Genomic DNA, 15,937 nt, shown 5'->3' on the forward strand with positions numbered 1-15,937 from the left:
TCCTTGAAGATCAGTCAGCAGGTTGAGGAGAATGGGTGAGGTCGGCTTCCAGGCGAACGTAACCGGGAGCTCCTTCCAGGCCATAATCATACGGATCGCCTGTGACCACCACCTCTCCGGAGAAATTGTGTGCAGGGGTTGGCGAAGGAATTTGCCATTCTGGAGAACGCGATTCCCAGAGGTTGCCGGTGGCGGGTTCGCCTTTACGGGCACTGCGGAACATGTTAATGAACAGTAGAAGAACAGAAAGGGCCACGGCAAACCCGGCCAGGGTGATGATCAGATTAGGGAGCTGGAAGCCAAGCGCGGGGTCGTAATCGGCAATACGGCGGCGCATTCCCAGCAGACCAATGCGCATTTGTCCGAGGGACATCACCATGAAGCCGATGAAAAGCAGCCAGAAATGCCATTTTCCGAGCCGTTCACTCATACGCCTGCCGGTGATTTTAGGGTACCAGTAATACAATGCAGCAAAGAAGGGGAAGACATACCCTCCAAACATGGTGGCGTGAAAGTGCCCGACAACGTAGTATGTGTCGGTGGCGTGCAGGTCGGTAGATACAGTGCCCAGCAGAGGGCCGGTGATGCCACCCAGCAAGAAGATGACTATGGCTCCAATGAGGAAGAGCATGGGAGTCTGCAGGCGCATGCGTCCCTGCCAGATGGTGGCCGTCCAGCTGAAGAATTTCACCCCGGTAGGCACGGCGACGAGGAGGGTGCTGTACATGAAGGGTACCCGCAGGTATTCTTCCATACCGGCGGCAAACATATGATGCGCCCAGACGAGAAAACCAACCAGGCCGATTCCAAAGGAAGACATGGCCACCCAGCGGTAACCGAAGAGCGGCTTGCGCACAAAGACGGGCAAGAGTTCACTGACCACTCCCAACCCCGGCAGGACGAAAATGTAAACCGCCGGGTGCGAGTAGAACCAGAAGAGGTGCTGAAAGAGAATGGGGTTACCCCCCTGAGCCGGGTCGAAAAAGCCCATCCCCAGCAGGCGTTCAAAGAGCACGAGCTGGAAGGAAAGACCGATCATCTGGGTGGCAGTGAGGGCAATGATCGAAGTGGAGAGCACTGCCCAGGCCAGAATGGGCATACGGAAGTAACCCATGCCTTTACTGCGCATACGCAGGATGGTGGTGATGAGGTTAAGCGCCCCCAGAATGGATGACCAGCCGACGAACCAGACCCCCAGGAAGAACATCTGCACACCCATGGGGCCGCGTACCGAGAGAGGCGGGTAACCCGTCCAACCAGTCTCGAACCCGCCCAGCGCCAGGCTGAAGACCAGCAGCAGAGCACCGGGCACTGCCACCCAGAAGGAAAAGGCGTTCAGGCGGGGAAAAGCCATGTCTCGGGCACCGATGATCAGGGGAATGACGTAGTTGGAAATGGCCGAGATGCCCATGAGAATGGAGGCAATCAGCACCATACCATGCAGGCCGATCAGTGTGTTGAAGAGGTTAAAACTGAGGAACTGTAACCCCGCCTGTGCCAGCTCTACCCGGAAGATGAGGGCAAATGATCCTCCCATGGCGAGGAGGAAGAGGGAGAGAAAGGCATATTGAACGCCGATGACTTTGTGGTCGTAACTCACACCCCAGTAACGGCGCAGCCCCCGGGGTTCTTCCACTTCTTCAGGCTCGGGCACCTCGTCACCACGTGCCATACGGAACCAGTCGTTGAAAATGCCCAGACCGGTGAGGAAACTGAGTGCACTGATGAAACCGCCCACCACCCATGCCGGTTCAGCTTTGAGCGGCTGGCCGGTGAGCGTCTGCAGAAGGGTTACCAGCCCAAAACCGATGGCCATACCGACCACCTGGGCAAGGAGGCCGCGGATCATTCCGATCGAGAGGATTTTTTTCATGAGTCTCTTTCCTCCGGTTAATGGATGGACTTGATATATTCAATCAGGTCGTTGATCTGATCGTCAGTAAGCAGAGAACTGTAATTGGAAGGCATGACATTGGCAGGGTATCCCTGAGTAATCTGGGCATTGGGATCAAGAATGGCGGTGCGCAGGTAGGTTTCATCGGCTACCACGGTGGTTCCGTCAGCAAGGGTGACGGTTTCACCGTACAGGCCCTTCCAGGTTGGGCCGACGAGTTTCTTGCCGTCCAGCGAGTGGCAGGAAATGCAGCCTGTGTTCTCGGCCCATTTTTTGCCCCGCTCTACGGGATCGGTGATCACTGCACTGACCTGGGTGCCCAACCATTGATCGAAATCAGCCTTGCTGACTACTTTGACCGGGGCATTCATATAGGCGTGGGCTCCCCCGCAAAGTTCAGCACACATCACGGTGTAGTTGCCGATGCGGGTGGGGGTAATGCGCAATTGTTTGACCAGGTTTTCGCCGGGAAGAGCATCCTGCTTGACGCGAAATTCCGGCACCCAGAAAGAATGGATCACATCACGTGAGGTGAGGCTGAGGAGCGCCTGGCGGTCTACCGGAAGATACAACTCGCGAGAGGTGACCCCGAAGTCGGAGTATTCGAAAGACCATCCCCACTGGAAGGCAACCACGCGAATATTCAGGGCCTGGGGTTCAGCTTTCCGTGTTTCGGCGAGGTTGCGGGCCCCAAAAAACGAGAAGGCGATTACCGTTCCCAGCGGGATGATCGTCCAGAGGATTTCAAGGCGGTTATTGCCCTTGATATAAGCTCCTTCTGTTTTCTCCCCGGGCTTGCTTCGGAATACGACAATGCTGTACACCAGGAAGACGACGATCATCGAGAAAAGCAGAGAGATCATGAAAAAATGAGCGTTAAACAGCCGATCGATGGTTGCGGCCTGCTGGCTGGCTTCTTCAGGGAGAAGCCCGATGGAGGTGAGTAAGAAGTAAAGCACCGCTGTAGAAACTATCACGAGCAGGCCAGCAATCAATAGGTGTCTGGTGTTTCCCTTCATTTTGGGGGTTCTCCTGGAGGGGGGATTTGAGGAGGGTTCGGGTTGCCACGGCAGGTTAAGCCAGTCGTTTGCCTGAGCGGGTGTCAGGGTGCGGCGGTCGTATACCACCACGGCCCCGCTTTCCTGCAGTGAAACGAGGATCACCTGCATGGGGCGGCTTCCGGTGATGAAATGGCTGAGGAATTCTTCGCGATGAATGGCCCGGTCATCGTAATCCACGATGACCAGGTCGGGCTGCCAGGAGTCGAGGGCGGCCAGGGTCTCTTCCATGCTGCTGGCCAGGCGGGATTGGATGGCCTGTTGCTGCCAGCGTTCACCGTAGAGTTTCATCAGGCCCTTGCCAAACAAGGGGTTGGCAGAGGCAATGAGTACACGTCGGGGTTTTCTTTCGCCTGTCATGACCGATCCCGTCCGCTCCGCTTCATAAAATAAATTCCTGCATCCTGAATGGATTGTAGGGGAAAGGATCGGGATTGGCTATCGACCAATGTTGATCTAGAGGAGGATTATTCTCTGAATTTCAGGTGATTTTTCCATCACCCCAGGAAAGGCTATCGGCTGATTACCGGCAGGAAAGTCTGCGGACCGTACAAGACTGCCTTTTCGTGGGAATAGGGAATGCCGTTGATGGTGACCTGAATGTCATAAAGGCCATTGGGCCAGGCGGGAGGGGTCACTTCGAGTTCCCAGTAAGTGCCGCGATAAGTGGTGCGGTTGATGGTGGCGGCTTGCCCTCCAACACTGACCGTGAAGACCGGCTCAGGGGTGGCAGAAACCGGGTAAGTGCGTACGAGGAAAGCGTTCAGGCTGGCGGCTGTTCCGGCGTAGGCCGGTTCAAATTCGTTGGGAATCTTCAGGTAATAGAGCTGAAAAGCCTCATCAACAGCCGCACCGGCATTGAGGATGCCACTTCCACAGATTCTGGAATTTGCGCAGGCAGATCCTGTGGGAAAGGGGGTTGAACGCTTCTGGAAGATTTGGAGGATACGGTTGTAGGTTAGCTCAGGGTTCACGGCGAGCATCAGTGCCACCGCCCCGCTGACGTGAGGGGTGGCCATGCTTGTACCGGATTTATAGGAATAAGAATCGCCCCCTGGGGACGTGGTGCCCATATTACCCAGAGATAGAATGGAGCTTCCAGGAGCACTGATCTCCACTCCATTCCCGTAGTTACTGTAGCTGGCCAGGTAACCGTAGGAATCAGTGGCGGCTACGGTGAATATATTCTGACAGCCAGCGGGAGTAAAAGCGGCAACATCGGTAGAGCTGTTCCCTGCGGCTGCTACAGTGAATACCCCGCGGGCGAGGAGTTCATCGATAGCGCTCTGGAAGGCAATCGGGCAGGTGCCTGCCCCGCCCAGGCTAAGGTTGATCACCCGGGCGGGATGGGGATTGATGGAGACTCCCGAGACGTCCAGCCCCCCTGCCCAGCGCATGGCGGCGATGATATCTGAAAGATACCCCGTGCCACAGATTCCCAGAGCGCGTACTGGCAGGATGGGGTTCTGCCAGCTGATGCCAGAAATCCCCGTATTGTTGTTGGTGCTGGCGCCGAAGATGCCTGCCACATGAATGCCGTGCCAGCTGCTGGGAAGAGAGGATGAACAATATATCCCATCGCCGTAAGTGCCGGGATCAGAGGGATCACTGTCCCATCCTCGTTGGGAGTCGCGATCCAGGTCGGGAGAGACGAAGTCGTATCCGGGGAGGAGCCGCCCGGTCAGATCCTGATGCGGTAAAGAACCCGTATCGATCACTGCGACGGGCACCGAAGGGCTCCCGGTGGTCATATCCCAGGCGGTTGAGGCATTCATTCCGAAAGGAGCGGTCAGGTTCCACTGCGAATAGAAGTATGGGTCGTTGGGAACAAGCTGGGTGGTCAGGAGGATATCGGGTTCAGCCGCGGTGACAGCGGGATCATCCAGCAAAGAGTGTACCAGCTCGTCGGTTTGCTCTGCACTCAGGGGGGATGGAAGCCTCAAAACATGCCAGTTCTCACCCAGCGAGCGCTCATAAGTCAGGGCGACACCTGCTCGATGACTCAGCCCCTGTACCTCGGCAGCCGATAATACCCTGCCGGTGCTTTCAGGACGGGAAAGCGGGCGCCTGTATTGCACCAGAATGCGGCTGGTGGGAGGTGCGGCCGGGGCAGATTCGAGCGCGGTGGAGGGCTCCCATGGTGGTGATGCCTGGGCCGTAACGGGAAAGAGAGCCAGAGTGAGGACGAGTAAGTGAAGGAAGAAACGAAGGCGAATCATGATGGCCGGGGAAGAAAGTTACCGCCGGGGGATCAAACCCAATTGTGAAGCCTTTCCTACAGCTTCGGTGCGGTTGGAGGCTTCAAGTTTATCAAGGATATGCCGAATGTGAGTCTTGACGGTGTTCTCGGAGATGAAGAGACGGGCGGCTATTTGCTGGGTGGTCAGGCCTTCGGCCAGGCAGGCCAGCACCTCACGTTCGCGTTCACTGAGCAGTGCCGGGGGCGGCTGGACGAAAGAATGGGAAACGGCATCCAGCACCGGGCCGATCACCTCAGGAGAGAGCGCGCCCTGCCCCTGAACAACGCTCAGCAAAGCCCGCCGCAATTCTTCTGGTTCGGTGTTTTTAAGCAGGTATCCATTGGCACCCGCCCGGATGGCCCCCAGCAGGTCTTCGTCTTCCTGGGAAATCGTCAGCATGAGAATGCGTACTTCGTTCTTTGCCCGGCGCAAGGTGCGAATCAGCGTGATGCCATCCATGCGGGGCATGTTGACATCCAGGAGGAGCACATCGGGATGGGTTTGCTCGATGACCTGAAGGGCCTCTTCGCCGTCACTGGCTTCGCCTACGATAGAAAATTCTGGCATGTCTCGCAGCAGGCCGATGAGCCCTCTGCGGAAGAGGGCGTGATCGTCGACCACCACCAGACGAACCGGCGTGTTCATGAAGCCGCCTCCAAAACATGCTGAGGAAGGAGCAGTCGCACCGTAGCTCCCCGCCGCGGTTGACTGATGATTTGAAAATCGGCCCCGATTAATTCCGCCCGCTCACGCATCCCGCGTAATCCGTGCTGGGCAACGCTGGGCAGATCCTCAGGGTCAAAACCCTGCCCGTCATCGCTGATCTCAAAGATGAGCTGGTCGCACCATTCCCGCAGGCAAATGGATACCCGGCTGGCATGGGCGTGCTTGCGCACGTTATTCAGGGCTTCCTGGGTGATGCGCACCAGCTGGGCCTGTACTTCGGGTAAAATGTTGATCGTTTCAGAGGGCATATCGACCTGTACAGAGAGGCCGGTGTTCTTTTCGAAGGACTCTGCAAGCATTCTGATCCAGGCCTGCATACCTCCATCCGGCTGGACGCGTAAATTGTCAATGGCCTGGCGAATTTCCTGATAGGCTTCGGCAATCACCTGTTTACTTTCCTGAAGCAGGGTGTTCAGACGGTGAATATCGCCCTGTGCCAGCGCTGATTGCATCTGCGCGGAGTGCATCTTAAGGAAGGCCAGGGTTTGAGCCAGTCCATCATGGATTTCGCGCGCCAGGCGGTTGCGTTCCTGGACGATGATGAGATATTCCAGCGAACGAGTCAGACGTTCGTTTTCGAGAATCCAGGCGGTTTGCGCGGCGAGGGTGCGGAAGAACAGTTCCTGGCGCTGGAGGAGTGCGGGCTGACGGGTGAAAACGAGGATCACACCCAGGTTTTGTCCTTCGGGCAGGAGGAGCGGGAAAGCCCGCCAGGAAAGTGCGGTGCCCGGGATGGGCTGTGGGGTAGAAGAGGGCGAAAGCAATTCATTTTTAACCAGCTGATCGGCCAGCCCGGGGGTTATTTCTTCAGAGGTGCCAGAGAGGATGCGTAATTCAGAAAGGTGCGAATCGGGCAGGGGACGGAGCTGGAGGAGAATTGCCTCAAGATGAAGGGCGTTTCGGACGGAGTCAAAATGTTGGGTAAGGTTGGCTTCCAGATCATGACGTGAGGAGGGAAGCGTGTGGAGGGTACGCAGGGTTTCGACTTCCTGATGGCGCAGGCGCACACTCTCAACCGCCATGGCCACTTCATCAAAGAGACTCTCCAGGAAGGAGCGCAGATGATCTGATAGGCTTCTTCCAACCGGTAGATACAGGTTGAAAATTCCCAGAGGATGCCCGGCGAAGATGAGAGGGAAACAGTATACCGAAAGGGCGATGCTGAATGGGCCCTGTTTGAGCGGGCATTCTTCACCGGTGAGCGCCTGAAGTTTATGGCACTGTTTGCAGCGGGACTGTACTTCGGCGGAGAGGAGATGATCTCCCCAAGATTCCAGCGCAGATGGAGGAATATGACCGAAAGTGAAAGCCGGCATGGGCTGTCCCCAGGTGTCGAAAGGCACAAAAGACGCCCCGAGGCTTTCGGTCACACTCGAAACCACCGAAAGGGCGGCTTCGACGAGTGTTTTCTCGTCGGATGCTGAGGTGAGTTCCCGGTTCAGTTGTAACACTGCCGAGAGACGTTTTTCGGTTTCCTGAAGCCGCTGGTTTACCTCATCGAGGGTGGCGCGCCAGGTTTTTCTTTCACGCTGGAAGTGCCAGAGGCTTTGTGCGGCTATTCCTGCACCGAGGATTACCAGCACCCATGGGAGAACGGTCAAAAGATTGGGCATAGGGTTATTTTATATCAGAAAGGGGAGATTGTTTCCAGTGTGGCAATCTCCCCTGTGAATGGGACAAGAGGCAAGGGGGAATTCCCCCCATTACGAAAGAGTTACTTAAGGGTCTTCACATACGCCAGGATTTTCCAGATTTCATCCTCGGTGAGGATGCCCTTATAGGACGCCATTGAGGCACTGCGCCCGGCTGCAGCTCCACCTTCATTGACTACCCAGAACAGATAGGCTTCGGAGGCGTCTTTGGAGGCCTGCTGAAGATTGCCCGGATGTGGGTCGAGGGCGGCACCGGCAGGGCCATCGCCGAGACCAGCCGTGCCGTGGCAGGATTCGCAATTCTGGGTATAAAGGGCCTTTCCCTCGTCGATGGCGGCCTGATCGCCAGTGTAGGGGTTGGTCTTCCCGGCATATTCGGCGGGGGGGTCTTTACGGACGATGGTGGGCTTGCTCGAACCACCACCGCAGGCGGCAAGGAACAACCCGCTTAGCATTAAAACGGTCAGGGCGATCCAGAATGGTTTTTTCATCGTTTATTCTCCTGTGAAAACCGGATAACGTTTGGTGAATTTGTTCACAAGGTGATTATAATCCTTTTAAAATTTTTGTGAAGGGGGAGTAGAAGCTTACAAAAGGTTATCAATCTCGATAAAATTGGTTGATGATCTGATAGATGACTATTAAAATACAGAGTATTGTCACTAACGTGAACGATATCGATCGATTAAGATGTATGACAATATCCTATATTTTTAGAGGTGGAACTATGTTTCGAATCAGTCGAAGGCTGGATTATGGCTTGCAGTTGATGACCGCTCTGGCACAGAGCGACCAGAATCATGCCCAGGCGACGGCATCCCTTGCTGATCGGCTGGGTATTCCTCTGCCGTTCCTGCATCAGATCGGTCGGTCGCTTATTCAAGGCGGGTTGATCAAAGCCACACCTGGGCCGCGTGGCGGTTTGCGGCTCAATCGACGGGCCGAAGATATCACGTTGTTGCAGATCGTGGAAACCCTGGAAGGCCCCGTGCGCATCACTCCAGAGCCGAACGGGAACGGCAACCACCACGGGGTGAATACCCAGGTCGTCTGGGAAAGTTTGCAGAATAAGGTGATGGCTCACCTTTCATCCATCCGGCTGAGCGAAATTGCATCCGGAATGGAATCAACGCCTGAAAAGGTATTTACTACCTTTGCATCTTCCAATTAACTGACAGGCTGTACTTCCAGCAAAGCAGCAGGCGGTCCCCAGGCGGGACTGCCTGCTGCTTTATTTCGCTTAATTTGTGTCATAATAGATTCTGCCGGGATGGGTGGCCTCATAAGATGAGGAAAGCCGGTGAATGGGAGGAGATGGATGGCTGGAACTTTTTGGGTGAGGAAAATATCCGAGGGGAAACCGCTGACGGTGAACGGGTGGACACTGGTACCGCTCTCTCAGGCGCTGGTTATTCAGCTCCCGGGCTGGCGGGGTGGCCTGGTGTGGAATCGGCCGCTGGGTGTGTGGGTAAGCCGGGACGAAGGGCAAGAACATTTTTTACCTGTGCGTGATACCACACGTACGGCGATCCTGGCCATGCTGGCAGGAGCAATTTCTTTTCTGCTGGTTATGAGCTTATTCCGCCGCAGGGGGTGGTGCTAAGAATTCCGGGTAGCGAGGAGGTGGAAAGATGACGGAGGAATCAGAAGTGAAACAGGCAGGGGCAGTGGCCACAGGAAAGGCGCTGGATGTGGCTGAAGGAACGCTGTACCAGTTTTTGAAGACAGCCGAAGCCAGCGCAGTATACGGCGAACCTGTACGTGAGGGTGATGTGCTCCTGTTGCCCACGGCAGAGGTGGTGACATTCCTGGGTTTTGGGGTTGGAGAAGGGGGCGGTAGTGGCCCTGAAGGCACCGGCGGAGGTTCGGGAGAAGGAGGCGGGGGCGGAGGCAAGACCTACGCCCGGCCGGTCTCGGTGGTGGTGGTCAGCCCGCAGGGGGTAGAGGTGAAGCATATTCTCGACGTCACCAAAGTGGTGCTGGCCGCGTTGACCACCTGGGGGTTCATCGTTGGGATGGCCCTGCGGATGTCGCGCCGCCCGTCCAGGCATTAAAAAAACCACCCCCCGCCGATAAAGGCGGGGGGTAGAAAAACTTGAGAAGTTTCAGGCATTTTGCCAGGCGTCGAGGGCTTCGAGCACTTCCTGGCTGTGCCCTTCTGGTTTGACTCCTTCCCAAACCTTTACAATGATTCCCTGGGGGTCGATCAGGAATGTGGTGCGGAAGACTCCATCATACTCTCGCCCCATGGCCTTCTTTTTTCCCCATACGCCGTAAAGCTCGCAAACGCGATGGTCTTCATCGGCAAGAAGGGTGAAGGGGAGGTGGTATTTTTCTTTAAACTTCGCGTGTGAACGGCTGCTGTCGGGGCTGACCCCCAGGATCACCACACCGCGTTGTTGATAGACATGGTAATCGTCGCGAAAACTGCACGCTTCGGTAGTACAACCGGGGGTGTCGTCTTTGGGGTAAAAATACAGCACAACCGGGCTTCCGCGGAAGTCTGAAAGATTGCGCTCAATGCCGTTTTCATCGGCGAGTTGAAAATTGGGTGCGGGTTGATTGGCTGAAATGGGCATGGCAAATATCTCCTTCTGTTTATAATTTTGCCACAATTTGTCCCATTTTAGAAGGGTCATACCCATCCAGTCCCTGTACAAGTTTCTGGAATGAGGAACTGTGCATCAGCTCTATGAGCGGTTGCAGCAATTCGGATTCGTAATGGCGGGTGGGGATGACCAGCTGGTAGGGCTCGGTGAAGAGGGGCAAAAAATCGAGGTCAAGGGCGCGGGCTGCTGCCAGAACCCCCAGCCCGCAATCGGCGCGGCCTGACGCTACGGCTGCGGCGACTGCCAGATGGGTATATTCTTCATGCTCATATCCGCGAATAGCCGTCGGATCGATGCCAAGGCGTGAGAGATGAAAGTCGAGGAGCACCCGCGTTCCGGCTCCACGCTGACGATTGACAAAGACCACATCCTCGCGCGTCAGATCTTCCAGGCTGGATATTTTTTTGGGGTTTCCTCTGGCCACCAGCAGGCCCTGCAGGCGGTCGGCCCATTGCACCAGGGTAACCGGAATGTCTGGCAGGTATTGACGGATATACGGAAGGTTGTATTCACCACTCTGGGGATCGAGCAGATGCGAACCCGTCAGATGGGCTTCACCACGTCGCAGGGCTACCAACCCTCCCAGGCTGCCCACATTGGCTGAGACCAGGCGTCGGTTCTTCCGGGGTAATTCCTGGGCGAGCAGGTCGAGGCTCGGGTCGTGGGAGCCAATCGCCAGGATAGTGCGCTCGATTTCACCGGCAGAGCGATAGAGGTTCACACGCACGCTGGAGCCAGCTTCCAGCCCCTGAATGCCACGGGGAATGATAGCCAGCCCGTCGGCGCGAACCAGCGAGGTGATCACCCCTGCTCCGCGCGAGAGCGGGGACGCCAGAAGGGTATCATCGACTTTTCCAACCACCACGCGCACAAAATCATCGTCACCGGGGGGAGAAGTGATCTTGCGGGTAAGGCAGGCTTCGATCTGTACTGGCTCGCGGGGAGCTCGTCCCAGCCAGGTATCGAGCAGAGGGCGGACGAAAATCTCGCCGGTGAGCGCAGCTGACACCGGGTATCCCGGCACCCCGATAATGGGGATATCTCCGCCGGTGCGGCGATGAATCATGCCCAGAATCACCGGGTGCCCGGGGCGCACGGCCACACCATGGACGAGTAACTCACCCAGCCGGGCCACCACACTGGCTGAGAAATCTTCTGCACCGGCGGAAGAACCGGCGTTGAGGAGGATGAGATCGCATTCCTCCGCGGCCTGCTGCACCCGCTGGCAGATTTGCTCCTGATCATCTGGAGTGATGGGATATCGAATAGCCGTGCCACCCCATTCGTTCACCTGTGCTGAAAGAACCACGGAGTTGAATTCGATGATGTCACCAGGCTTAACTGGTTGCCCAATAGGCACCAGCTCGCTGCCGGTGGGTAAGACCCCCACCCGTGGGCGCCGGGCAACCTGAAGCTGGACGTTCCCGCTGGCCGCCAGGGCGCCCAGGTCGATGGGGCGCAGGGTGTGCCCTGCGGGGAGAACCAGCTCGGTGGCAACGATATCTTCACCCATCGGGCGGACGTGAGTCCATGGCGGGAGGGGTTCACGCAGGCGGATGGTATGAGGATGGCGCGGGTCGGAGGCTGGTTGACCGTGGGCGTCTAGCGGCTCAACCGCTTCAATGGGCACCACGGCGTTGGCCCACTCGGGCAGAGGATCACCCGTGTCGACATACCTGGCCTGTTCCCCGATTGACAGAGCCACAGGACGGGATGGTAGAGCCCCTGAAGTATGTTCAGCACGCAGGGCAAAACCATCCATCGCGGCGGCGTGGTAATGGGGTGAAGAGAGCCGTGCCCAGACGGGTTGTGCCAGTGTGCGCCCGGCGGCATGTTCATCGAGGGGAATCGATTCCACCCCCAGAACCCCCCAGAGGCCGGCTTTTTCCAGAGCCTGCTGGAATCGTTCCTTTGCCTGGGCGAGCGGAATATCGTGCAGGTAGACGGACATGGCTGGCTCCCAGCTTTATAAAATCTCAATAGGTGGGTAAGACCCCCACCCGTGGGCGCCGGGCAACCTGAAGCTGGACGTTCCCGCTGGCCGCCAGGGCGCCCAGGTCGATGGGGCGCAGGGTGTGCCCTGCGGGGAGAACCAGCTCGGTGGCAACGATATCTTCACCCATCGGGCGGACGTGAGTCCATGGCGGGAGGGGTTCACGCAGGCGGATGGTATGAGGATGGCGCGGGTCGGAGGCTGGTTGACCGTGGGCGTCTAGCGGCTCAACCGCTTCAATGGGCACCACGGCGTTGGCCCACTCGGGCAGAGGATCACCCGTGTCGACATACCTGGCCTGTTCCCCGATTGACAGAGCCACAGGACGGGATGGTAGAGCCCCTGAAGTATGTTCAGCACGCAGGGCAAAACCATCCATCGCGGCGGCGTGGTAATGGGGTGAAGAGAGCCGTGCCCAGACGGGTTGTGCCAGTGTGCGCCCGGCGGCATGTTCATCGAGGGGAATCGATTCCACCCCCAGAACCCCCCAGAGGCCGGCTTTTTCCAGAGCCTGCTGGAATCGTTCCTTTGCCTGGGCGAGCGGAATATCGTGCAGGTAGACGGACATGGCTGGCTCCCAGCTTTATAAAATCTCAATAGTTACCAGTGAGCCGGCTTCGATGCCGGTGGCATCGGCGGGGATTTTCAGCAGGCCATCGGCTCGCGCCAGGGTAAAAATCAGGTTGCTTTTGTAGAAAATCGGCTCAGCCATCCATGTTCCTCCCTGTGAAGTGAGCTGTACGGGCAGGTAATCTTCTCGCCCGGCCTGCGAGGGCACATTAACGGCCAGGCGCGCTTGGATGGCCGTTCGCGGGCGGGGGGCGATGAGCCCGAGGCAATGTTCAATCACGGGCACCACGAACAGGCGGGCAATGACCAGTGCGCTGACCGGATTCCCCGGAAGACCGATCACGGCTTTGCCACCACAGACAGCCAGAATGGTGGGCTTGCCGGGTTTCACATTGATCCCGTGCACCAGCACGCCGGGTTTCCCGGCGCGGGCGATGATTTCAGCGGTGAGATCGCGTGTGGATGCGGAAGACCCGGCGGTGATGACCACAAGGTCGTTTTCATCAAGGGCCTGACGGAGGGTCTGATTGAGGGGTTCGGGATCATCGGGTACGATGCCGTATCGGCGGGGGCGGGCGCCAGAGGCAGTGACCAGAGCGCTGAGGGTGTAACTGTTGACATCCCGCACCTGGCCGGGGGCAGGCGTCTGTTCCGGGGGGATCACCTCATCGCCGCTGGAAAGAATGCCCACCCGGGGTGGGGCCGTTACAGGCACCTCCAGAATCCCCAGAGCCGCCAGTCCGCCGATTTCAGCCGGGCGAAGGCGCACCCCAGCAGGGAGGACTTCATCACCCGATCTTACATCTTCTCCGGCGAATAATACATTTTCGCCGGGGGCAGCGGCACGTAAAATCTCAACCTCTCCTGGCCGGCTGTACTGGGTGTATTCCAGCATGACCACCGCGTCTGCTCCTTCGGGGAGCATTCCTCCAGTGTGAATGAGCGCGGTCTGACCGGGGTTTAAGACGAAACCCGGTGCACTACCCATGGGAACTTCACCCGCCAGGGTGAGGTAAGCGGGGAGGCTCTCAGAAGCGCCAAAGGTATCACGCGCGCGGACGGCAAAGCCATCGACGGCGCTGCGCGAAAAAGCAGGGAGGGGTTCGGAGGCGTAGATAGGTTGGGCACTCACGCGCCCCAGGGCGTCGGTGAGGCTCACCATTTCAATCTGTGGGTTGGGGGGTGGGAGGTGTTTGAGGAGCAAGGTGAGGGCTTCAGTGGGGGGGAGGAGTTCGAGAAATTCGGGCATGGATCATCCACTCCACAGGGCCAGGTTGAGGAAGTAAATGGTCAATGCGAAGGTAGAGGCCGCGACCACCGTCAGTAATTTCCAGCGGGGGCGTGCTCCGTTGCCGATGGAGGTGATTAAAAAGATCTGAAACAGGCCGATGGGCAGCCCGAGCAGGCCCGGCCAGGTTAGTGCCCAGGGTAAACCTGCCAGAGCCGCCGAACCGAGAAGGAAGTACCCCCCTAAAATGAGCAGATTATGCAAATTCATGCCGCGCTGCCAGCCCAGGCGGGTGAGCATGTTCAGACGCTCTTCGCGGAGATCGGCAGCATACGCCGGCAGGCGGAGAGCCAGCAGAGAGGCCAGGGTCAGGAAGGTGAGGGGGAAGGTGATGAGTGCCAGGAGGCGGTGCAGTTCCCCTGCCTGTAAAAGAAAAGCCAGAACCGGAGTAAGGTTGGCCAGAAAAAAGGCCAGCACCAGCTCGCCATAACCGGAGCGGGCCAGGCGCAGGGGAGGGACAGCGTCGGCCAGGGTGAGGAAAAAGGAAAGCCCCAGTACAAGGAAGCCCGACAGAGTCAGGGCATGCCCGGCGAGTAAGAGCACGGTAAGCACGGCGCCGATCGTCAGGGTGGTGGCTGAAATTTGCAGGAGGTTGAGGCGCGTCAGGCGGGGTGGGTCACCGGGTTTGCGTATGGGATCAGAGAGGGGAGAACGGTCGAAATATTCCCGTAAGAAATAACTGCTTAAAAGGAGGGTAAGCATGGCAGCCTGCCCGGCCAGGTATGCCTGCCAGTGAATGGCGATCCCCAGGTATTTGGCGATGCCGGCCCCAAGAGAGTATGTGAGGATGCAGGCGAGGAGAGCCCAGGGATGGACGATGCGCAACAACTCACGGGTTGGGGAGGGAGGGGGTGTGTTCATTTACTGGCGGAAGAAATGGGCGATGAAAAACCAGATGTTTTCCGGGCGTTCACCTAACCGGCGCATGAAATAAGGATACCAGTGTGTACCGTAAGGCACGTAGACCCGAACCGGGTAACCGGAGGATGCGAGCTGATCCTGCAGGTCGCGCCGGATGCCGTAGAGCATTTGAAATTCCAGCGCGTTTTGAGGAAGGCCCACCTCTTCAGCAACCTGCCTGGCTGCCCGGATGCGTGCCGGGTCGTGGGTGGCCAGGGCAGGAAGGGGTGGAAAACGGCCATCCTCGCTCAGGGTGGGGCAACCGGCTTCCAGAGCACCCTGAATCAGAGATCGGGCGAGTCGATCATAATTTTCATCCACATCCGACTTGTGCGGGAAAGCCACCGAGACCGGCTCTTTGTAGGCCCCTTTGCACAGACGCACACGGCCTTGCCTGGCCAGAATACGGTCGAGGTCGGCACCGGTGCGGTAGAGATAGGCCTGCAGCACAATACCCACATTATCAAAGCCCTGTTCACGCGCAGCATGATAAAGGGCCAGGGTAGGCGCAGTGAGTGAGGAATCTTCCATATCGATGCGGATAAAATTGTTCTGCTCTCGCGCCTTCGTAAGGATGGTAAAGAGAAGCTCCTGGCACAGGGCAGGGTCAATGACCAGGCCGATCTGGCTGAGCTTGAGCGATACATTGGCGCGAACATGGTGCGCCTCTATTTTTTCGAGGAGAGACACGACCTCATCCGCTGCGTTACGGGCTTCCTCGCGGCTGGTGGTGGATTCTCCAAGATGATCCAGGGTGGCCTGAATGCCCCGGGCGTTCAGGTCACGCACGGCTTTAAGGCCTTCTTCGGCAGTTTCACCTGCCACAAAGCGCGAGGCGGCACGCCAGGCAAAGCTCCAATGGGTGATGAGCCGCTGCGCCCAACCGGCTTTTGAAAGGGAAACGAAAAACCAGCGAAGCATGACTTTGATTCTATCATCAATTGCTGATCTGTTTTTGGGGCGTATGACATGGATATGGTGTGCCTGTACCTCTCTATATGGGGCAG

15 protein-coding genes are annotated in these 15,937 nt (G+C 57.6%); 3 read left to right on the top strand and 12 right to left on the bottom strand.

The features are described 5' to 3' along the window. Nucleotides 1–10: 10 nt before the first annotated feature. The 6 genes from ATHL_RS01475 to ATHL_RS01500 form a co-directional block, all read right to left on the bottom strand. Complete coding sequence (locus ATHL_RS01475) at nucleotides 11–1,873, bottom strand: cytochrome c oxidase subunit I (protein WP_062189055.1); 1,863 nt, start codon at nucleotides 1,871–1,873, stop codon at nucleotides 11–13. A gap of 17 nt (nucleotides 1,874–1,890) precedes the next feature. Then, the gene (gene coxB / locus ATHL_RS01480; RefSeq protein WP_062189057.1) at nucleotides 1,891–3,312 is read right to left on the bottom strand and encodes a cytochrome c oxidase subunit II; all 1,422 of its coding nucleotides are present in this window, start codon (nucleotides 3,310–3,312) and stop codon (nucleotides 1,891–1,893) included. 152 nt (nucleotides 3,313–3,464) lie between these two features. Then, nucleotides 3,465–5,171 carry a S8 family peptidase gene (locus ATHL_RS01485; protein WP_062189059.1) on the bottom strand — a complete coding sequence of 569 codons (1,707 nt, stop codon included), beginning with the start codon at nucleotides 5,169–5,171 and terminating at the stop codon, nucleotides 3,465–3,467. A gap of 18 nt (nucleotides 5,172–5,189) precedes the next feature. Beyond that, a complete protein-coding gene (locus tag ATHL_RS01490; protein WP_062189061.1) occupies nucleotides 5,190–5,837 on the bottom strand; it encodes a response regulator in 648 nt (215 codons plus the stop codon). Beyond that, entirely contained in the window at nucleotides 5,834–7,531 is a 1,698-nt protein-coding gene (locus tag ATHL_RS01495; RefSeq protein WP_062189062.1) for a sensor histidine kinase, read from the bottom strand. Before ATHL_RS01495 ends, ATHL_RS01490 begins: the two co-directional genes overlap by 4 nt. 101 nt (nucleotides 7,532–7,632) lie before the next feature. Further along, nucleotides 7,633–8,061, bottom strand: coding sequence for a cytochrome c (locus ATHL_RS01500; RefSeq protein ID WP_062189064.1), 429 nt, complete (start codon nucleotides 8,059–8,061; stop codon nucleotides 7,633–7,635). Nucleotides 8,062–8,297: 236 nt separating this feature from the next. Between ATHL_RS01500 and ATHL_RS01505 the strand changes: the two genes are divergently transcribed. The 3 genes from ATHL_RS01505 to ATHL_RS18705 all read left to right on the top strand — a co-directional run bounded on the left by ATHL_RS01505 (nucleotide 8,298) and on the right by ATHL_RS18705 (nucleotide 9,624). After that, entirely contained in the window at nucleotides 8,298–8,741 is a 444-nt protein-coding gene (locus ATHL_RS01505; protein ID WP_062189066.1) for an RrF2 family transcriptional regulator, read from the top strand. Nucleotides 8,742–8,888: 147 nt separating this feature from the next. Beyond that, nucleotides 8,889–9,173, top strand: coding sequence for a hypothetical protein (locus tag ATHL_RS01510; RefSeq protein ID WP_062189068.1), 285 nt, complete (start codon nucleotides 8,889–8,891; stop codon nucleotides 9,171–9,173). A 28-nt stretch (nucleotides 9,174–9,201) separates the two neighbouring features. Beyond that, a complete protein-coding gene (locus ATHL_RS18705) occupies nucleotides 9,202–9,624 on the top strand; it encodes a hypothetical protein (RefSeq protein ID WP_062189069.1) in 423 nt (140 codons plus the stop codon). Nucleotides 9,625–9,675: 51 nt separating this feature from the next. On the opposite strand, the gene bcp is transcribed toward ATHL_RS18705, so the two are convergent. From bcp to ATHL_RS01545, 6 genes are read right to left on the bottom strand one after another with little or no spacing between them, the layout of a single operon-like run. After that, nucleotides 9,676–10,149, bottom strand: coding sequence for a thioredoxin-dependent thiol peroxidase (gene bcp / locus ATHL_RS01520; RefSeq protein ID WP_062189071.1), 474 nt, complete (start codon nucleotides 10,147–10,149; stop codon nucleotides 9,676–9,678). A 19-nt stretch (nucleotides 10,150–10,168) separates the two neighbouring features. Then, complete coding sequence (locus tag ATHL_RS01525) at nucleotides 10,169–12,130, bottom strand: molybdopterin biosynthesis protein (RefSeq protein ID WP_062189073.1); 1,962 nt, start codon at nucleotides 12,128–12,130, stop codon at nucleotides 10,169–10,171. A gap of 25 nt (nucleotides 12,131–12,155) precedes the next feature. Continuing rightward, nucleotides 12,156–12,740, bottom strand: a complete 585-nt coding sequence (locus ATHL_RS01530) for a hypothetical protein (RefSeq protein WP_062189075.1) — start codon at nucleotides 12,738–12,740, stop codon at nucleotides 12,156–12,158. 15 nt (nucleotides 12,741–12,755) lie between these two features. Then, on the bottom strand, nucleotides 12,756–13,991 hold the full coding sequence (locus ATHL_RS01535; RefSeq protein ID WP_062189077.1) for a molybdopterin-binding protein: 1,236 nt from the start codon (nucleotides 13,989–13,991) through the stop codon (nucleotides 12,756–12,758). A 3-nt stretch (nucleotides 13,992–13,994) separates the two neighbouring features. Then, on the bottom strand, nucleotides 13,995–14,891 hold the full coding sequence (locus ATHL_RS01540) for a prenyltransferase (protein ID WP_062189079.1): 897 nt from the start codon (nucleotides 14,889–14,891) through the stop codon (nucleotides 13,995–13,997). Then, on the bottom strand, nucleotides 14,892–15,851 hold the full coding sequence (locus ATHL_RS01545; RefSeq protein ID WP_062189081.1) for a proline dehydrogenase family protein: 960 nt from the start codon (nucleotides 15,849–15,851) through the stop codon (nucleotides 14,892–14,894). Between the last annotated feature and the right edge of the window lie 86 nt (nucleotides 15,852–15,937).

The organism is Anaerolinea thermolimosa (assembly GCF_001050195.2).
GTDB classification, from domain to species: domain Bacteria; phylum Chloroflexota; class Anaerolineae; order Anaerolineales; family Anaerolineaceae; genus Anaerolinea; species Anaerolinea thermolimosa.